Raw genomic sequence first — 17,970 nt, 5'->3', positions numbered from 1 at the left:
TGCGGGCGATCAGCCGTTTTCTTCGTCGTTTTTATCGTTTTTCGTGGAAGGGCATTCCTGGGTTTGCACGTTGCCGCTCAGCGCGCCGCGATTGGCATAGCTGGAGAATGGGCCGGTATCGACACTGATGCTGGCCATGCCATTGATGCGGTAGGACGCATTGACACCCTCACCCCAGTCGACCAGACAGGCGACACCGGTGCCCTCGCCGGGCAGTTGCGGGTTGGTGGAGTCGTATTCGAAGGCCACCTCGAATTCACCGGGGCCGCACCTCTGGTCACAGGCCAGCGCTGCGTCCCCGCTAAATTCAATATCTTCTCCACATAAACCCGCCTCCACCACGTTGGCGCGAAAACTAACCCCACCGTCGTTTTCCCAATCGATGGCGGTTTTATCCTGGAAGTTCACCTGCCCTTTAACCGGTTGTTCGTCACAGCGCTCGGCGTTGAAGGTCATGACTGCTTTGCCGGCGCCACCCATGGAATTCATGGTGCCGCCGCCGTTGACCTTGCCGTCCATCTTGACGCAGCCGGCAGTAGCCAGGGTGATGGCGAGTAGTGTGGTACTGGTTTTGAGAGCTGGAAGTCTCATTACGATATGGCTCCTTTACGGATTTTTATTTTATAAATTCGTGAATGTGATCACGTTTGCCTGTCAACAGGCAGCCTTTCCGGATAAATCATCTGCGAGAAAGGTTGCAACTGTAACCAAATGACGCGCCATGACGGGCGCGCCTCAATAAAATTACCCGGGAGAACTGACTATTTGGTCATGGTCAAATTAACCAGTATCTGTCCCATATATAACTTGACAGGCGCAGTTTTTGTTTTTCCGGTAAGGCTGGCTGGTCGCCGCGTTGACAAAATGGAAGCTTGACCCTAAATTCAAACATATGTTTGAAACGGGTGATTGAATTCACCGCCAGATTGACCAGATTCGTAAAATGAGGCGAGAAAATGGCTGAATACAAGGCGCCGTTGCGCGAGATGAACTTCCTGCTGCACGAGGTTTTTGAGGCCGATAAGCTGTGGGCGCGTCTACCGGCTCTGGCAGAGACCGCCGACCGCGAAACCGCCGATGCCATCCTCGAAGAGATGGCCAAGTTGGCCGCGAATACCCTCGACCCGATCAACCGCACCGGCGATGAAGAGGGCTGCCACTGGAACGACGGCGTGGTGACCACCCCGAAAGGTTTCCCTGAAGCTTACGCCACCTACTGCGAAGGTGGCTGGGGTGCGCTGGTGGGCAACCCGGAATTCGGCGGTATGGGTATGCCGAAGATGCTGGGCGCCCAGGTAGAGGAAATGATCTGCTCCGCCAATATCTCCTTCGCCCTGTATCCGGTGCTGACCAACGGTGCCTGTCTGGCGATCGATGCGCACGCCAGCGAAGAGCTTAAGCAGAAGTACCTGCCGAACATGTATGCCGGCACCTGGGCCGGCGCCATGGACCTGACCGAGCCGCATGCCGGCACCGATCTCGGCATCATCCGCACCAAGGCGGAGCCTCAGGAAGACGGTAGCTACAGCATTACCGGTTCCAAGATCTTCATTACCGGCGGCGAGCACGACCTGTCTGAAAATATCATTCACCTGGTGCTGGCCAAGTTGCCGGATGCACCCAAGGGGCCGAAGGGGATTTCCCTGTTCCTGGTGCCCAAGATCATGGTCAACGATGACGGCACCCTGGGTGAGCGCAATGCCGTAAGCTGCGGTTCCATCGAGCACAAGATGGGCATCAAGGCTTCATCCACCTGTGCGATGAACTTCGACGGCGCCAAGGGTTGGCTGGTTGGCGAGCTGAACAAGGGCCTCGCCGCCATGTTCACCATGATGAACTACGAGCGCCTGGGTGTGGGTATCCAGGGCCTCGGTGCTTCCGAGCGCTCTTACCAGAGCGCCATCGAATACGCCCGCGACCGCGTACAGAGTCGCTCTCCGGAAGGTGCCAAGCTGCCGGAAAAAGCAGCTGACCCGATCATCGTGCACCCCGATGTACGCCGCATGCTGCTGACCCAGAAGGCATTGATTGGCGGGGGCCGTGCGCTGTCCACCTACGTCGCCAAGTGGCTCGACCTGGCCAAATTCGGCGAGGGCGAGGAGAAGAAACACGCTGAAGCACTGGTGGCGCTGTTGACCCCGGTAGCCAAGGCGTTCTTTACCGATAAAGGGCTCGAGTGCACCGTACTTGGCCAGCAGGTATTCGGTGGCCACGGCTATATCCGCGAGTGGGGGCAGGAGCAGCTGGTGCGCGACGTGCGCATCACCCAGATCTACGAGGGCACCAACGGTATCCAGGCGCTGGACCTGATCGGTCGCAAGACCGTCGCCAACGGCGGCGCCTTCTTCGATCTGTTCGCCGCCGATGTACAGGCATTTATCGATGCCAACGGGGATAACGAAGCTCTGGCGGAATTCATCCAGCCGCTCGGCGCAGAGCTGCAGCGCCTGAAAGAGGTTACCGCGGCGGTTATTGAGGCGGCGAAAACCGACCCCAATGCACCGGGCGCGGCTTCCGTGGAATACCTGCACCTGTTCGGCTACGTGGCTTACGCCTACATGTGGGCCAAAGTGGTGAGCGTTGCGGCCCCGCAGGCCGACGCGGACGACTTCTACCGCACCCAGGTCAAGACCGCGCGCTTCTTCTTCGCTCGCCTGCTGCCCCAGGCCACCGCGCTGGCCAACAGCGTGCTCGCCGGCAGCGAGACCCTGATGGATCTCGAAGAAGCGTTGTTCTAAGCCAAGAAAGAACATGATGAATTGATCTGCCGATCAGGCCCCGCTCCGCGGGGCTTTTTTCGTTGTGGGGATTCTTCTAGACTCGGGGTATCACAATAATAACCTTGAGGTCAGATCCTCATGTCTGAACAAGACTCCACAGTCCCGCCAAAAAAGCTTTCCGACGAAGACCAGGCCAAGGTCGATACCTACCTGAAAAGCGGTTACAACGATGTCGAGCGCAAACCTTTCCGCCCGTTCCTGCTGCTCGGGGTGATACTGGTGGTGCTCACCGCACTGTCCCTGCTCAGCCTGGTAATTGCGCGCACCAAGGGTGTCGTTTGATATGTCCCATGCTGAAGGTTTTACGCCGCTGAAGTTTGAGCGGCTCGATGGCGATTCCATGACGGCGCGGGCCAGGGCGTTTTATCACCTGATGAAACAGCGCCGCTCGGTGCGGGACTTTTCCGCCGTACCGGTCCCCCGGGCTGTGATTGAGGACGCCGTACGCACCGCCGGCAGCGCGCCCAGCGGCGCGAACATGCAGCCGTGGCACTTTTGCGTGGTGGAATCTGCGGCGCTAAAGCGGGAAATCCGGCTGGCGGCGGAGGCCGAAGAGCGGGAGTTCTATGAGCGGCGCGCTTCGGAGGAGTGGCTGGACGCCCTTGCGCCCCTGGGCACCGATGCGCAGAAGCCTTTCCTGGAAACCGCGCCCTACCTGATCGTGATTTTCCTTAAGAAATTTTCCGAAGGGGAGCAGGGCGAGCAGCGCAAAAATTACTACACCGCCGAATCCGTGGGCATCGCCACCGGCATGTTGCTGGCCGCACTACACAATGCGGGTGTGGCCACGCTCACCCATACCCCGAGCCCGATGAAGTTTCTCAACAGCATCCTAGGGCGCCCTGCGAATGAGCGTCCTTACATGATTGTCGTGGCCGGCTTGCCGGCGGAGGGCGCCCGGGTTCCAGCAATTAGCAAAAAGCCGCTTGACCAGATCGCGGAATTTCTCTGAAGACCTGGGGCTGAATCGGGACTATTTTCCGAGTTGGACCAGTGCCTGCCACTGATCCGGGGTTACCGGCTGGATCGACAGACGCCCCTGCTTTACCAGCACCATCTCCGCCAGTGCCAGGTCCTGCTTGATCTGTTTCAGCGGCACCGGGCGGGCGAATTCGCTCTGCCACTGGATATCCACACAGAACCAGCGCGGTTTATCCGTGCTGGCTTTGATGTCGAAGTATTTGCTCTCCGGGTCAAACTGGGCCGGATCGGGGTAGGCGGTCTTCACCACCCGGGCGGTGCCGACGACAGCGGGCACCTTGCAGGCGCTGTGGTAGAAGAGCACACCATCTCCCTCCTGTACCGCATCCCGCAGGAAATTGCGCGCCTGGTAGTTGCGGATACCGTCCCAGCGGCCGGTCTGGCCCGGTTCGTTCTTGAGATCCGCGAGGCTGTATTCGTCCGGTTCTGACTTGAATAGCCAGTAATTCATCCTGCACCTCTTCCTCAGCCGCTTTCTGCGGCAGTCCGTCAGATTGTTGCGTTTGGTGGTATTTCGTCCACGGCCAACGTCATTTAGTCTATTTTCCCAGATTGGCGCACTTTCTGCGCATTTTGGAGATTTATGGGTACTTCTGTTTTCAATTGGCTGTCCGAATGGCTGGGGTCCGAACGCAACCAGTACCGGGCGTTGCAGTGGAGTGGCTGGGCCGGCTATACGCTGTTGACGTTTATCGGCGGCTTTTTCTGGGTCGAGAACCACTGGCTGTACACCGGGTATATCGCCGTGGCTACCGCATCCGGTATCGCGATCTCCGAGGGGATGCGGCGGGGTTTCCAGCGCCTGTGGAACCAGCAGCCGGCACAGCGTCTGCTAGGCACACTTGGCGTCATCGTTGTGGGTGCGGCGCTGTGGGCGGCGATCAAGTTTGGCGGCTCCCTGTGGCTGTACGGGCGGGAGAGCGATGAGCACCCGGTGGTGCTGGCAGTCTACTGGTTTTCCTATTCCTTCCTGATCTACATGACCTGGACGGCACTTTACTACGGGATCAAGTACTATCAGGCTTCCCTGTTGCAGCAGGAAAAGGCCCTGAAGGCCGAGTCCATTGCGCACCAGTCGCAGTTGAAGATGCTGCGCTACCAGCTCAATCCGCACTTCCTGTTCAACACCCTGAACGCCATCTCCACCCTGATCCTGGAGCAGGATGGCAAGACGGCGAACAGCATGGTGACGCGCCTGTCCCAGTTCCTGCGCCATTCCCTGGACAACGATCCGATGCAGAAGGTGACTCTGGCGAAAGAGGTCGAGGCGCTGATGCTGTACCTGGATATCGAGAAGGTACGCTTTGCCGATCGCCTGCAGGTGAATGTGGATCTCGATGGCGATGCGCCCGAAGCGCTGGTTCCCAGCCTGTTGCTGCAACCAATCGTCGAGAACGCCATCAAATACGGTATCTCCCAGCGCGAGTGGGGTGGTCAGATCACCATCAAGGCGCGGGTGTTTGCCGGTGAGCTGTTGCTTGAGATCAGCGACAACGGCCCCGGTGTTCCGGAGGCGGAATTGGCACAGCTGGGCAGAGGTAGCGGCGTGGGTATCCGCAATACCTGCGAGCGCCTGCAGGCACTGTACGGTGTCGAGCAGAAGACCCGCTTTTGCAATCGCCCGGAAGGCGGTCTGGCGGTACATCTGCGGATTCCATTTGAACGGGACTGATAGCAGCGGCACAGTACAGGGGAAGGATAGGCATGAACGGAGTGATAAGCGGTGAGTAGCGACAGTCTGAAAGTCATTATTGTGGACGATGAGCCCCTGGCCCGACGCGGCCTGCGACTGCGCCTGGAAAACCTGGGTGGTGTCGAAGTGGTGGCCGAGTGTGGCAACGGCCGCGAGGCGAAAGAGCAGATCGAACGGCTCAAGCCAGACGTCGCATTCCTGGATATCCAGATGCCGGGAGTGACCGGGCTGGAGCTGGTACAGCTGTTGCCGAAAGATGAAATCCCCCAGATTGTTTTCGTAACCGCCTACGACCAGTACGCCGTAGAGGCATTCGAGGTGAACGCGGTGGATTACGTGTTGAAGCCCATTGAGGAGGATCGTCTGGACCGCGCGCTGCAGCGGGTGCGCGACAAGCTCGGCAGTGAAAACCTGGCCGCGCAGCGCGAGCAGTTACTTGAGGCCGTGGCAGACCTGACCCAGGAATCCCCGGAGTCTCTGGAGGTCAAGCTGGCAGCGGGAGAGTTGGGCAGCAGTCGTTACCCGGAAAAAATCGCGATCAAGGATTCCGGCAAAATCACCCTGGTGCCGGCGCGGGAGATCGACTGGATCGATGCTGCCGGTGACTACATGTGCGTGCACGCCAACGGCGAGACACATGTCATGCGCATCACCATGAAGGAGTTGGAGCAGCAGCTGGACCCGAAAGTATTTCAGCGCATCCACCGCTCCACCATCGTCAACCTGAAGCGGGTGCGTGAGATCTGTGCGCACATCAACGGTGAGTATCACCTGGTGCTGAATAACGGTGAGCGTCTGAAGATGAGCCGCAGTTACAAGAACAAGGTGCAGCACTTTATCTGATGTGTGCAGTGGGCCGGTGCTGTCAGATCTGGATCAGCGCCTGGGCCTCGCGGATCAGTTGTTTGCGATCGCGCAGCTCGAGCTTGCGCAGAATCGCGGTCACATGGCTTTTGACCGTGGGTTCGGTGATATCCAGATCGTAGGCAATCTGCTTGTTCAGCATGCCCTGGGCTATCATCTGGAAAATCTTCAATTGCTGCGGGGTAAGCTGGTTCAGTTTTTCCGCCAGCGCACTCTCGCTTTCTGCCTGCAGCGCCTCTTCGCTAAACCACTGATCCCCAGCCAGTACACACTCGATGCATTGGAGGATTTCATCCGGCCGCGCGGTTTTGGAGAGAAAACCACTGGCGCCGAGCCCGGCGGCCTGCTGGATCACCGCGTGCCGGTCACTGCCGGAAACCACCACCACCGGCACCGCAGGGAAATCGTTGCGGATACGCGCCAGGCCACTGAAGCCCTCACTACCGGGCATGTTCAGGTCGAGCAGCAGCAGATCGACTTCCGACTGATCGAGCCGCTGCAGGGTGGAATCCAGATCCTCGCTTTGCAGTAATTCCGCGTTGGGAAAATGTGGCGTAAGTGTGGTCGCCAGCGCATCGCGATACAGCGGGTGGTCGTCGGCGATCAGCAATTGATAGTTCACGGCAGCACCCTGAAGGATAAATGAATCGGGTGCAATGGATACTACTGTGCGCTCCATCCACCGTCCACCGGCAGTGCCGCCCCGGTAATGGTGCCGGCGAATTCCCCGCACAGGTACAGTGCCAGTTCACCGATCGCTTGTGGATTGGTGGCCCGTGCCATTGGTTGCTTGGCCCCCACCAGTTCGGTGCGCGCGGTTTCCAGGTCCACCTGCTGGGTGCGGGCAATATTTTCGATTTGCGGCTGGATCAGCGGCGTTTCCACCCAGCCCGGACAGATGGCGTTGGCGGTGATATTGCAGTCGGCGTTTTCCAGTGCGAGCACCTTGGTCAGGCCCACCAGGCCGTGCTTGGCCGCGCAGTAGGCCGACTTGTGCTCCGAGGCCACCAGGCCGTGGACCGACGCGATATTGATAATGCGCCCCCAGCCACTGGCGCGCATCGCCGGCAGCAGGTCGCGGCTGAGGAAAAAGCCGGCGCTGAGGTTGATTGACAGAATCTGGTGCCACTTCTCCGCGGGGAACTCATGGGCGGGTGCGGTGTGCTGGATACCGGCGTTGTTGATCAACACCGAGGGATTGCCAATGGCTTCGCGGGTGTCAGCCACCAGCTGTGCGCAGCCGGCTTCACTGGAGATATCCGCGCTGCTGAAGCCCACCTTGCCGGGGTAATCGGCAAACTCGTTGCACAGGGTGCGTGCGGTTTCGTCGTCGGCTAGGCCGTGCAACATCACGTGGTGACCTGCCCGCGCGAAACAGTGGGCGATGGCGAGTCCGATACCGCTGGTGGAGCCGGTGATCAGGACTGCGTGTGATTGATTCTTCTGCTGCACAGCGAACTCCCGCAGATGCTTATTCTTTGGATAAATCCTAGCAGCGGCGGGAGTTGCGGGTCTGTATGACCAAGGTATGAGTCGGGCTCATACCCTGGTCAGCTGGCCGGGGTTAGCGGCGACGATGTCCGCCACCACTGTGACGATGGTGTCCACCGCCATGTCCGGGGCGATGTCCGGGACGGTTCGGGCGATAGCCGGGGCGGCCGGGACGATGGTGACCGTGGGGCGGACGATAGCCGGGACGGTTGTAGTAGTGGCGACCGTGATGACGGTAGTAACCGCCGCGATAGTAACGGGGATGGCCGTACCGATAGTAGCGCGGCGATGAGTAGTAAAAGGACACGCTGCCGGACGGGTACACATAGGGGCGGGAGTAGGGATAGGTGGAGTAACCCGTACTACCAGAACTGTAATAGCCGTCGGAAACACAGGCGCCCAGGGTCAGGGTGCCGAATACGGTTGCGGCCAACAGGCCTTTTTTGACAATGCTCTTCATGAGAGACCTCCGAGGGGGCAAGCAAAGGGTTGCCAGGGTGCCGATCCACCGTGGATACCGGTTTACTGGGTCTGGTGTTTAACCAGAGAGTTGAGAAGGTTCAGCGGGGCTGATTCACGCGGTGTCGAGGCATCGACTGGTAGTAACTACCGCCGCGAATGTAGTAATCGGAATGCCGGGCGTTGTGACAGTGCCCGTTCTGGTGGCAGTGGTAGTAACGGCCTTTGACCGAGTAGTAGCCGGGTCCCTCATTGGTTCGGTTGATAGCCGTTGTGGTATCGGTCATATCCTCCATGCTGGAACAGCCGGACAGGGTCAGTAGGGCTACTGCGCCGAGCCCGCTGGCCAGTCCTGCGAATGTGCACTTCATGAAAACCTCCACGCCGCAAGGGCGGGTGAACCTTCTTATTTTCGATCCGGTCGCTGGCCGAAATGTGCCGACGCCAAACCGAAACCCAAGTGGAAGTTATTTAAGGGTCGCGGAAGCCCGATCACGACCCGTTGCGATGAATATCAACAACCAATAAGTAATTAGGGGTGGGCCGGATAGAAGAGATTTGCAGAACGGGAAGGCTGGCAGGGGGTGTCGTGAGCGTTGCGAGCGCCCGGAGCCCGCCGAGTTTACGGGCGGGCGCTGTGACAGGTTCGGAAGTGCGCTGGTTAGGCGGAGACCAGCTGCTGCAGCTGATTGTCCAGTAGTTGCTGCAGCTTGGGATTGAGCCCGGTCACTTCTGCGCCCCAGCTGGTGGTATGGCACTGAATGCGGTCGGCGAGGGAATCGTCGTCCTGCAGCTGCGGATGCAGCGCCAGCCCGCGGGACTGGCTCAGCAACTGTTCGCCAGCGAAATCGAACTGCTCCGGCTTGGTGGGCAGTACCGCCAGTGCCAGTTGCAGGCCGGTGGCGCGGCTGGATTGTTGCAGTCCCCGCAGCAGCAGTCCCGCGCAGACCGCGCGAAAGGCCGCGTCGTCGCCGGCAAAGCCGAGGCCCACCGTCGGGCCGGCGCTGGGCAGCGTGCGCGCGTCGTAAATGCGGGTCAGCAACTGGAGTCGCTGCACGAGCTCGTTCTGCAGGCTATCCATGGCGCTGCGCGAGAGCTGGTTGCCCAGTTGGGCCCAGTTCAGGGGGCGCAGGTACAGGCCGGCGGTCACTTCCGGCGGCGGCTTGGGTTTGGCCTTGGGGACGATCAGGGGTTTGCGCGACGACTGCGGGCGGATCTGGCTGGCCGCGAGGGCACAGGCCGCACTGAAGGGCAGCGCGAAGATCAGGCACAGTAACAGGCTCGCCCAGGGGTAGGCGACCGAGGCGCCGGGCTGGATATTCAGAGCCACACTGCCGGCCAGGCTGTCGTGCAGTACCACCGGTTCGGTAATCATCTCGCCGCGGTTGCGATCGCCGGCCTGGGCCAGCGGACTGGAGTCCACATCCTGGATGGTCACCCCGCGCACCGCGGGCAGAGCCAGGGCCTGCTGGGCCAGCATCTGCAGGCTGATGCGGTCGCCGGCCACGATCTGTTCCAGGCTCTGGCTCGCCAGTAGCTTGGCCGCCGCCTCCGCGCTGGCCCGGTCGCGGGCGACGGCATCGGACTGTTGCCGGCCGTAGGCGTGGCCCAGGGTTGCCAGGCAGAAGCCGGCGAGGGTCAGCCAGATGGCGGCCGCCAGCAGCTGGCGCTGCCGGTTGCGGGGGAGTCCGGCAAGCCGCTGGGGCAGGTTGCTGGTGAATTCGGACAGGCTGGCGAGCAGGTTTTTCATCTTGTTATGGATTCGCTGGCGATACAGGGGCTGATTTTATCCCACTTCTTCAGCGAAAAAAGGCGCCGGGCTATAATGCGCGGCCTTTTCCCCGCGATCGAGCCGCTCGAGCGCCCCATCAGAGTCGATAAGAAACAGCCATGGAAGCACCAACTTACTCCGCCCTCGCCGCTCTCTGCCAGCAGGTTTTCTCACTATCAGCAGGCGAAAGCATGCCGGATTCCCCCTCCGCAGTGACCGCGCCCTGGTGCCTCACCCTGCTCGCGGAGCAGGTGCAGGAGACACAGCTCGCGCAGTTGAAGACATTCCTGGGCGAGCGCGGCTGGGCGGTGAGCGGGCTGGATATTCTCGCTTGTAGTGCGGAGCGCACCGCGCTTCGCCTGCAGCTGGATGCGAACCTGGAGTTCGACAGCGCACGCAAGGCTCTGCTGGAGCTGGCCGCAGCGCTGGGGGTGGAACTGACACTGCAGGCCGGCAGTACCCAGCGCACACCGCGGCTTGCCTGTTTTGACATGGATTCGACGCTGATCCAGGCGGAGGTCATCGATGAGCTGGCCAAGATTGCCGGCGTGGGGGAACAGGTGGCAGAGATTACTCTCGCGGCCATGCGCGGCGAGCTCGATTTCCAGCAGAGTTTCCGCAAGCGCATGGGATTGCTGCAGGGCTTTACCGAGGAGCGCCTGGCGGAAATTGCCCCCAAGTTACCGATTATGCCCGGTGCGCCGCGACTGCTGCGTGCGCTGCGTGCGCTGGGATGTAAAACCGCCATTCTGTCCGGCGGCTTCACCTATTTCGCCGGTTACCTGAAAGACAATCATCTGGCGGTGGATGTGATCCACGCCAACCAGCTGGAGTTCGAAGACGGGGCGCTGACCGGTGGCGTGATCGACCCGATCGTGGACGGCGCGCGCAAGGCCCATTTGCTGCAGGAAATTGCCGAGGAGATGCACCTGTCACTGGATCAGGTGATTGCGGTGGGAGATGGGGCCAACGACCTGCCGATGCTGTCACTGGGGGCGCTGGGTATTGCCTTTCACGCCAAGCCCAAGGTGCGCGCGGAAGCGCCGCAGGCGATCGATGACTTTGGGCTGGATGCGGCGCTGTATCTGTTTGGCCTGAATGACCGCCAGATCGAGGAGTTACTGGCGGAGTAAACTGGCGGGATGTATTTGCCCCGCTTTAGAAGGACTGGATCAGTGCCAGAGTGGGGCCCAGCTCGCTGTCCAGGGCGGCAAACGGCATCGGCGGCTTGCGCTCGCGGTTGCCGTCCCGGTAGCAGGACGTCTGTCGCTCACAGGCGGCCATAACCATTGCCAGTGTGATCAGTGCGATGACGGCGAATATTCGCTTGCCCATGAGGGTTCCCTGTCTGCGATTTGATAGCAACTTTCCGTTTCCTGCCAGTTAGACGAGCGCTAGCGAGAAAAAGTTGCGCTGAATTTGTGAAGATTATGTAAATTGCGCCGGTATGAATAGCCCGGCGCAAATTCTCCCGCCAATCAATCCTGTTTCGTGACGGGGTACTGCGAATCCAGTTCTGCCACATCCCGCGCTACCTGACCCGGCGAACCGGTGCGGCGTGCCAGCACGTCGTAGGCCACCGGCACGATGTACACCGTGAACAGGGTCGCCGCCAGCACGCCGAACAGCACCACGGTACCGATTACCGCGCGGGTCTCCGAGCCGGCGCCGGAGGACAGCAGCAGTGGCAGCGAGCCCGCGGCGGTGGTGATGCCGGTCATCAGGATCGGCCGCAGCCGGGTCTCGGCGGCCTGGCGCAGGGCCTCGCCAAACTCCACGCCGCGGTCCCGCAGCTGGTTGGCGAATTCCACGATCAGAATCCCGTTCTTGGCCGCCAGCCCCACCAGCATGATCAGTCCCACCTGGCTGTAGATGTTCAGCGACTGATTGGTAAGCAGCAGGCCCAGCAATGCGCCGGCCATCGCCAGGGGCACGGTGAACATGATCACCAGCGGATGGATGAAGCTCTCGAACTGCGCGGCGAGCACCAGGAATACCACCAGCGCACCCAGCAGGATGGCGAACAGGATGGTGTTGCCGGAATCCTGGAAGCTCTTCGACTGGCCCTTGTAGTCGATTACCGGTGAGCCTTCGATATTTTCATCCACCAGCTGGTTCAGGTAGGCCAGCGCCTCGCCCAGTACCAGCCCGTCCGCCAGGTTGGCGTCGAGGGTGATGGAGCGCACCCGGTTGTAGCGTTGCAGCTGTGGCGAGTCTGCATACTCGCTGATTTCCACCAGGCTCTGCAGGGGGACCAGCTCGCCGGTGGTCGAGGAGCGCACGTACAGGTTTTCCAGGCTGTCCGGCGTGCGCTGCAGTTCGCGCTCGCCCTCGAGGATCACGTCGTACTCTTCCCCGTTGTTGATAAAGGTGGTGGCGCGCAGGGAACCAAACATGGTCTGCAGGGTGGTGCCCACATCACTGACCTGTACACCGAGATCCGCGGCGCGCTCGTAATCCACATTGATGCGCAGCTGTGGCTGGGTTTCCTTGTAGTCCCAGTCCACACCCAGCAGGCCCGGGTTGGATTTCTCAATCGCGGCGTTCAGCTGGTCCCGCCACTCGGTCAGCTGCGCGTAGCTGCCGCCACCGACGACAAATTGCACCGGTTTACCCAGGCCACCGCCGAAACTCTGGCGCATCACCGGAAAGGCGCGCACCCCGCTCAGGTCACTCACCGCCGCGCGCACCTGGTTCATCAACTCAAACCCCGAGGGACGCTCTCCCCAGGGGGCGAGGGTGAAAATCACCATGCCCGTATTGAAGGTGGCGGAGGTGCCAAAGGAGCGCGGTGAGCGCACCAGCAGGCGGTTTACATAGCCCTTTTCCACCAGTGGCATCAGCCGCGCCTCGATGGTGTCCATATACTCCTGCATGTACTGGTAGCTGGCGCCCTCGGGGCCGTTGACCAGCAGGAAGAAGGAACCGCGGTCTTCCCGCGGTGCGTACTCGGTGGGAATCAGGCGGAATGACAGCGCGGCGAATGCCATCACCGCCAGAAAAACACAGCCGGCGACCCAGTGTTTACGCAGAATAAAATCGAGCCCGCCCCGGTAGCGGCGCTGGATGCGGGCCAGCGCGTTATCCATAAAGCGGGTGGCCGCATTATGCTCGTCGTTGGGGCGGATCAGTTTCGCCGCCAGCATGGGTGACAGGGTCAGTGCGGTGATGGAGGAAAAGATCACCGCCGCCGACATGGTCAGCGCGAATTCGGAGAACAGCCGGCCGATATCCCCCTCAAGGAATGTAATCGGCACAAACACCGCCACCAGCACCAGGGTGGTGGCGACCACCGCAAAACCTACCTCGCGCGCGCCGCGGTAGGCGGCCAGTAACGGCGGCTCGCCGTATTCGTCCATGCGCCGGAAGATGTTTTCCAGCACGACGATGGCGTCGTCCACTACCAGGCCAATGGCCAGTACCAGCGCCAGCAGGGTGAGCAGGTTGATACTGAAACCGAAGGCATACAGCAGAATGGAGGTGGCGATCAGGGACACCGGCACCGTCACCGCCGGCACCAGGGTCGCGCGCCAGTTGCCCAGGAACAGGTAGATCACCAGGGTCACCAGGATCACCGCGATAACGAGCGTGGTGTACACCTCCTTGATCGCCTCAGACACAAACACCGAGGCATCGTAACTCTGGCTCAGGCGCATGCCGTCCGGCAGAGTCTTGTTGACCCTCTCCATCTCCGCCTTGGCCGCTTCCGCCACCGCCACAATATTGCCGGTGGACTGTCGGGTAATGCCGATACCTACCATGGGCTCGCCATTGCCGCGGAAGGTGGAGCGGTCCTCGGCGGAACCCAGTTCTACCCGCGCTACATCACCGAGACGCACCACATGGCCACTGTCACCGGTGGCAATGGCGAGGCGCGCAAAGTCCTCGGCGCTCTGGAACTGACGCTGCAGGCGCAGGGTGAACTGGCGATCACTGGATTCCAGATAGCCCGCCGGAAGCTCGCGGTTTTCCGCACGCAGGGCCTGTTCGATATCGGCGCTGGTAACGTTGTGTGCGGTCATGGCGCCGCGATCCAGCCAGATACGCATGGCGAAGTCTTTGGCACCGCCGACCCGCACCCGGGCCACGCCGTCGAGTACCGAGAAGCGGTCCACGAGGTAGCGGTTGGCGTAGTCGGTGAGCTCCGGCACGGTGAGGCGGTCGGAGGTGAGGTTCAGCCAGATCACCACGTCGTCGCTGCTGTCGACTTTTTCAATTTCGGGGGGATCCGCTTCCACCGGCAGGTTGTTCATCACCCCGGAAACCCGGTCGCGAATATCGTTGGCCGCACCGTCCACGTCCCGGTTGATGTTAAACTCGATGGAAATCCGCGAGCGCCCGTCGGTGCTCGACGAGGTGACCGTCTTGATGCCCTCGATCCCGGCGATGCGATCCTCGATCAGGCGGGTGATACGGGTCTCCACAATATCCGCGGAAGCCCCTGGGTAGTTGGTGTCGATGGACACGATGGGCGGGTCGATATCCGGGTATTCCCGCAGCGCCAGGCGGTCGAAACTGATCAGACCGAACACCACCAGCAGCAGCGACAGTACCAGTGCAAAGACCGGGCGTTTGACCGCCGTATCACTGATGATCATTGGTTGGCCGCTCCATTTTCCGCCTGTACGGAAACGGGCTGGCCGTCGCGGATATGCAGGGTGCCGCGGGTTACGACCCGCTCACCTTGGGAGAGACCGGACAGCACTTCCACCTTGCCCCGGTAGCGGTGGCCGATCTCCACCTCGCGACGCTGCACCATATGCCCGCCCTCGGTTTTCTTGACCACGTATACAGACTGGTCTCCAGCAAGCGGTACCAGCGCCGCCTCGGGAACGGTCAGTGCCTCGCGCGGGTTGCTGATGATACGCACTCGCAGCAGCATGCCGGGCTTGAGCTGGCCGTCGGGATTGTCGAGGCGGCCGCGTACGGTAAACGCGCGGGTCTGCGGGTCCACCCGCGCTTCCACAATCATCACCTCGCCGTTGAACACCCGCTTGGGGTGGGCCTGGCTTACAGCTTCAACTTTCATGCCGCCGCTGATCGCCGACAGCTGTCGCTCCGGCACGGTGAAATCCAGTTTCAGGCGATCGATTTCCTGGATGGTAGTGAGCTCCGTGGTGGGGGTGGCGAGGCTGCCCACACTGATATTGCGCAGCCCGAGCTGGCCGTCAAACGGCGCGCGGATAATGCGGTCGTCGATGCGCGCCTGCAGGCCGTCGATCAGGGCGCGGGTCTCCGCCACCTGGGTTTCCACCGCCTCGAGCTGTTCGCGGGTGCTGAGGTTTTTACCCACCAGGCCGCGCAGGCGCTTCGCATCCCGCTCATAGCGCTGCAGGGTAGCGCGGGCGCCGGCCAGTTCCGCCAGCTCCTCGCCGTGGCTGAGCTCCACCAGCACATCCCCGGCCTTGACCCGCTGCCCGCTCTCAAACGCGATACGGCTGATATGTTCGGTTACGCCCGCGCGCAGGGACACAAACTCCCAGGCCTTGGCGGTACCCAGTGCTTCCACCGGGTTGGAGATCTGCTCAAGCTCTACATTCGCGACGCGCACTGGCACCGGTGCCTTGTCGGGGCCGCCCTGGGCGAGAAGTGTGGTGGGGAAAATGAGGGTGGCAAGGAGTGCGAATTTTGCACACACAAGACGACTAATGCCTGGACCGAATACGCCGATGGAGTTCATGGGTTCGTGAAATACCTGGATATCTGAATTTCGCTGGGCTGCCGCTCGGCCAGCTGTAAATACGTCGATCGCAAGGAATACGTCGACATATGCAGAACAGATTGCCGAAGCAACAATTACGCCAGATTAAATGATGGGGACGAAAGGGCGAGAATATTTACATAAATTTGCCTCCCGGTGTGCTGGGGCCGGGAGGCAAAGCGATGAACCGCACACTCCCCGGGATTGCCCGACGGGGAGTGTTCAGGATTACACCAGTGATCAGTCGCCGTAGATGATCTTGCTGTTCACTTTCACGGTCAGCGGGTGATAGCCCGGCTTGGCTTTCTCGAAGATGCGTTTGGCCTCGTCGGTTTTGCCGTTTTCCACCATATTGCGATACAGCGGGCGCAGGAACTTGTTGCGGCCGATGCTCACCAGGAAGTTTTCCAGGCGCGCGTTGGCCGGTTCATAGTCATTGCGCACGGCAATCATCAGCCAGCTGAAGGCGATCTCGTTGTTTTTGGACTGGGTCAGGTCGAATGCCTCGTCCAGCGCCTTCAGCTGATCGTCGCTGAGCTTCTCCGGCATACCGTCGAGGAAGTACTTCCACTGGTGGAAGGTCCAGTCCTTGGTGTCGATATCGCCCGCCTTGATCTCACCGTTCAGCCACTGCTCGCGCACTGGGTCCAGTTTGGTGAAGGCATCGGACTGCGGGTGCGGTGCGCCTTCCGGGATGCCAGGCTCGAAGATCCACTCCTGGATACGCGCGCGGTCCAGCTGGTCCGGGTACTGCTTGAGCAGGGTCTCATCCAGGTATTTCACGAAATCTTCCGTGGTGATGCTCTGGAACGCGAAGTGGTTGAAGTACTCCATCAGGAACTTGTCGAAGTTCTCGCGGCCCACTTTCTGCTCCAGTTCGTACAGGAACAGGGAGCCTTTTTCGTAGGGGATATTGGAGAAGACTTCATCGGGATCGCGGCCGCGCAGGTCAATGGCCATGATCTCGTCTTTGTCTTCACGGTCGTCCAGGTCGGCCTTCAGGTCGTCGTAACCCAGAGCCATTTCCATCTGGTAGCGCTTGTCACCGTACACAAACTGCATGATGCGGTTGGTGAGGTAGGTGGTGAAACCTTCGTTCAGCCACAGGTCTCGCCAGCTGGCATTGGTGATCAGGTTGCCGGACCAGGAGTGGGCCAGCTCGTGGGCAATCAGGGCCACCAGGCTCTTGTCACCGGCAATTACCGTAGGGGTGATAAAGCTCAGGCGCGGGTTTTCCATGCCGCCGAAGGGGAAGCTGGGGGGCAGGATCAGCAGGTCATAGCGGTCCCAGCGGTAGGGACCGAAGTTCTCCTCGGTGACCTCGAGCATGGACTCGGTGTCTTCGAACTCCTTGGCCGCGGCTTCCAGCAGTTCCGGCTCGGCGTAGACGCCGGTGCGCTCGCCCATGGCTTTGAAGTCCAGGTTGCCGATGCCGATGGCGATCAGGTAGGACGGAATGGCCTGGGGCATTTCAAACTCGAACACACCGTCCAGTTCCGCTTCCGGGTCGTTGTTCGCGCTCATCACGGCGCGCAGTTCTTCCGGGGTGCGGATGGTGGCCTCGTAGGTCATGCGCACCTGCGGGGAGTCCTGCAGGGGAATGAAGCTGCGCGCGTGGATGGCCTGGGCCTGGGTAAACAGGAACGGGTGTTTCTTGCCCGCGGTCTGCTGCGGCTCCAGCCACTGTACCCCGGAGGCGCCGGGAGAGGTCTGGTACTGGATCGCGACCCGGTTGGCGCCCTTGGGCAGCTGAATTTTCAGCGGGGTGCCCAGGTGCGGGTCTTTCTTGCCCATGCTGAACTTGACCGGCTGCAGGGAATCGCCGATGCCCGCGCGCACTGCGGTAACGTCCAGCTCGCGAGTGTCGAGAATCAGCGGCGGATTCTTGGCGGTCTGGCGCTTGATGTCGAGGATGGCCTCGCCCTTCAGGATCTTGTTGTCGAAGTCGGCGGTGAGGTCGAGATCCAGGTGTTTGACGAGGTAATCGCTGGTATTGGCAAAGGAGTGGTAGTCGACACCGGATTCCGGCTCGGCGTTATCCGCGAGCGGGGTGTCTTTTTCCAGGTTCTCCGGTGTGTATTCGGTGGCGCTCTCGGGAATGTCTGCGGTGTTTTCACCGTTTGCCGTATCTTCATTCTTGCTGCACGCACTCAGTGTAACGAGGCTGCAGGCGAGCAGTCCGGCGCCGATCAGGCGGCCGAGGTTGGGGGTGAACAATTGGGGCAGCATG

Annotated in this window: 17 protein-coding genes; 6 read left to right on the top strand and 11 right to left on the bottom strand. The window is 60.9% G+C overall.

Annotated elements, in window-relative coordinates:
• Window positions 1-9: 9 nt before the first annotated feature.
• Complete coding sequence (locus HUW35_RS05065; protein WP_181254539.1) at window positions 10-591, bottom strand: hypothetical protein; 582 nt, start codon at window positions 589-591, stop codon at window positions 10-12.
• A 365-nt stretch (window positions 592-956) separates the two neighbouring features.
• On the opposite strand from HUW35_RS05065, the gene HUW35_RS05060 reads away from it, so the two are divergent.
• The 3 genes from HUW35_RS05060 (at window position 957) to HUW35_RS05050 (ending at window position 3,732) form a co-directional block, all read left to right on the top strand.
• Window positions 957-2,738 carry an acyl-CoA dehydrogenase C-terminal domain-containing protein gene (locus HUW35_RS05060; RefSeq protein WP_181254538.1) on the top strand — a complete coding sequence of 594 codons (1,782 nt, stop codon included), beginning with the start codon at window positions 957-959 and terminating at the stop codon, window positions 2,736-2,738.
• Between the two features lie 120 nt (window positions 2,739-2,858).
• Entirely contained in the window at window positions 2,859-3,062 is a 204-nt protein-coding gene (locus HUW35_RS05055; RefSeq protein ID WP_181254537.1) for a DUF3094 family protein, read from the top strand.
• Window position 3,063: 1 nt separating this feature from the next.
• Complete coding sequence (locus HUW35_RS05050) at window positions 3,064-3,732, top strand: nitroreductase family protein (RefSeq protein WP_181254536.1); 669 nt, start codon at window positions 3,064-3,066, stop codon at window positions 3,730-3,732.
• A 21-nt stretch (window positions 3,733-3,753) separates the two neighbouring features.
• Here the strand turns inward: HUW35_RS05050 and HUW35_RS05045 are convergent, their stop codons facing one another.
• A complete protein-coding gene (locus HUW35_RS05045; protein WP_181254535.1) occupies window positions 3,754-4,212 on the bottom strand; it encodes an EVE domain-containing protein in 459 nt (152 codons plus the stop codon).
• 132 nt (window positions 4,213-4,344) lie between these two features.
• Here HUW35_RS05045 and HUW35_RS05040 point away from each other — a divergent pair, with 132 nt between their 5' ends.
• Entirely contained in the window at window positions 4,345-5,433 is a 1,089-nt protein-coding gene (locus HUW35_RS05040) for a sensor histidine kinase (RefSeq protein WP_181254534.1), read from the top strand.
• A 51-nt stretch (window positions 5,434-5,484) separates the two neighbouring features.
• Complete coding sequence (locus tag HUW35_RS05035) at window positions 5,485-6,297, top strand: LytTR family DNA-binding domain-containing protein (RefSeq protein ID WP_181254533.1); 813 nt, start codon at window positions 5,485-5,487, stop codon at window positions 6,295-6,297.
• Between the two features lie 22 nt (window positions 6,298-6,319).
• Here HUW35_RS05035 and HUW35_RS05030 read toward each other — a convergent pair whose 3' ends face one another.
• From HUW35_RS05030 to HUW35_RS05010, 5 genes are all read right to left on the bottom strand, one after another.
• Entirely contained in the window at window positions 6,320-6,997 is a 678-nt protein-coding gene (locus tag HUW35_RS05030) for a response regulator transcription factor (protein WP_181254532.1), read from the bottom strand.
• Window positions 6,982-7,770 (bottom strand): 3-hydroxybutyrate dehydrogenase, encoded by a 789-nt coding sequence (locus tag HUW35_RS05025; RefSeq protein ID WP_255463503.1) that lies wholly within the window; start codon window positions 7,768-7,770, stop codon window positions 6,982-6,984. Before HUW35_RS05025 ends, HUW35_RS05030 begins: the two co-directional genes overlap by 16 nt.
• 112 nt (window positions 7,771-7,882) lie before the next feature.
• The gene (locus tag HUW35_RS05020) at window positions 7,883-8,269 is read right to left on the bottom strand and encodes a hypothetical protein (protein ID WP_181254531.1); all 387 of its coding nucleotides are present in this window, start codon (window positions 8,267-8,269) and stop codon (window positions 7,883-7,885) included.
• Between the two features lie 100 nt (window positions 8,270-8,369).
• Window positions 8,370-8,639, bottom strand: a complete 270-nt coding sequence (locus tag HUW35_RS05015; RefSeq protein ID WP_181254530.1) for a hypothetical protein — start codon at window positions 8,637-8,639, stop codon at window positions 8,370-8,372.
• A gap of 290 nt (window positions 8,640-8,929) precedes the next feature.
• Window positions 8,930-10,018, bottom strand: coding sequence for a hypothetical protein (locus HUW35_RS05010; protein ID WP_181254529.1), 1,089 nt, complete (start codon window positions 10,016-10,018; stop codon window positions 8,930-8,932).
• Window positions 10,019-10,158: 140 nt separating this feature from the next.
• On the opposite strand from HUW35_RS05010, the gene serB reads away from it, so the two are divergent.
• Entirely contained in the window at window positions 10,159-11,172 is a 1,014-nt protein-coding gene (gene serB, locus HUW35_RS05005; RefSeq protein ID WP_181254528.1) for a phosphoserine phosphatase SerB, read from the top strand.
• 25 nt (window positions 11,173-11,197) lie between these two features.
• Here the strand turns inward: serB and HUW35_RS05000 are convergent, their stop codons facing one another.
• From HUW35_RS05000 to HUW35_RS04985, 4 genes are all read right to left on the bottom strand, one after another.
• A complete protein-coding gene (locus HUW35_RS05000; RefSeq protein ID WP_181254527.1) occupies window positions 11,198-11,374 on the bottom strand; it encodes a hypothetical protein in 177 nt (58 codons plus the stop codon).
• Window positions 11,375-11,517: 143 nt separating this feature from the next.
• Window positions 11,518-14,637 (bottom strand): efflux RND transporter permease subunit, encoded by a 3,120-nt coding sequence (locus HUW35_RS04995; RefSeq protein ID WP_181254526.1) that lies wholly within the window; start codon window positions 14,635-14,637, stop codon window positions 11,518-11,520.
• On the bottom strand, window positions 14,634-15,719 hold the full coding sequence (locus HUW35_RS04990) for an efflux RND transporter periplasmic adaptor subunit (RefSeq protein WP_181254525.1): 1,086 nt from the start codon (window positions 15,717-15,719) through the stop codon (window positions 14,634-14,636). Before HUW35_RS04990 ends, HUW35_RS04995 begins: the two co-directional genes overlap by 4 nt.
• A 261-nt stretch (window positions 15,720-15,980) precedes the next feature.
• Window positions 15,981-17,969 carry a M1 family metallopeptidase gene (locus HUW35_RS04985; protein ID WP_219932651.1) on the bottom strand — a complete coding sequence of 663 codons (1,989 nt, stop codon included), beginning with the start codon at window positions 17,967-17,969 and terminating at the stop codon, window positions 15,981-15,983.
• Between the last annotated feature and the right edge of the window lies 1 nt (window position 17,970).

It is taken from the genome of Microbulbifer sp. YPW1, assembly GCF_013367775.1.
Classification (GTDB): domain Bacteria; phylum Pseudomonadota; class Gammaproteobacteria; order Pseudomonadales; family Cellvibrionaceae; genus Microbulbifer.
The sequence above is the reverse complement of the archived record's forward strand: the minus strand, read 5'-3'. Positions and strand labels throughout refer to the sequence as shown.

Coding starts and splice junctions, on each gene's coding strand:
- HUW35_RS05065 (WP_181254539.1), bottom strand. CDS start 591: ATGAGACTTCCAGCTCTCAAAACCAGTACCACACTACTCGCCATCACC.
- HUW35_RS05010 (WP_181254529.1), bottom strand. CDS start 10,018: ATGAAAAACCTGCTCGCCAGCCTGTCCGAATTCACCAGCAACCTGCCC.
- HUW35_RS05055 (WP_181254537.1), top strand. CDS start 2,859: ATGTCTGAACAAGACTCCACAGTCCCGCCAAAAAAGCTTTCCGACGAA.
- HUW35_RS04985 (WP_219932651.1), bottom strand. CDS start 17,969: ATGCTGCCCCAATTGTTCACCCCCAACCTCGGCCGCCTGATCGGCGCC.
- HUW35_RS05050 (WP_181254536.1), top strand. CDS start 3,064: ATGTCCCATGCTGAAGGTTTTACGCCGCTGAAGTTTGAGCGGCTCGAT.
- HUW35_RS05020 (WP_181254531.1), bottom strand. CDS start 8,269: ATGAAGAGCATTGTCAAAAAAGGCCTGTTGGCCGCAACCGTATTCGGC.
- HUW35_RS05040 (WP_181254534.1), top strand. CDS start 4,345: ATGGGTACTTCTGTTTTCAATTGGCTGTCCGAATGGCTGGGGTCCGAA.
- HUW35_RS04995 (WP_181254526.1), bottom strand. CDS start 14,637: ATGATCATCAGTGATACGGCGGTCAAACGCCCGGTCTTTGCACTGGTA.
- serB (WP_181254528.1), top strand. CDS start 10,159: ATGGAAGCACCAACTTACTCCGCCCTCGCCGCTCTCTGCCAGCAGGTT.
- HUW35_RS05060 (WP_181254538.1), top strand. CDS start 957: ATGGCTGAATACAAGGCGCCGTTGCGCGAGATGAACTTCCTGCTGCAC.
- HUW35_RS05045 (WP_181254535.1), bottom strand. CDS start 4,212: ATGAATTACTGGCTATTCAAGTCAGAACCGGACGAATACAGCCTCGCG.
- HUW35_RS05000 (WP_181254527.1), bottom strand. CDS start 11,374: ATGGGCAAGCGAATATTCGCCGTCATCGCACTGATCACACTGGCAATG.
- HUW35_RS04990 (WP_181254525.1), bottom strand. CDS start 15,719: ATGAACTCCATCGGCGTATTCGGTCCAGGCATTAGTCGTCTTGTGTGT.
- HUW35_RS05030 (WP_181254532.1), bottom strand. CDS start 6,997: ATGGAGCGCACAGTAGTATCCATTGCACCCGATTCATTTATCCTTCAG.
- HUW35_RS05015 (WP_181254530.1), bottom strand. CDS start 8,639: ATGAAGTGCACATTCGCAGGACTGGCCAGCGGGCTCGGCGCAGTAGCC.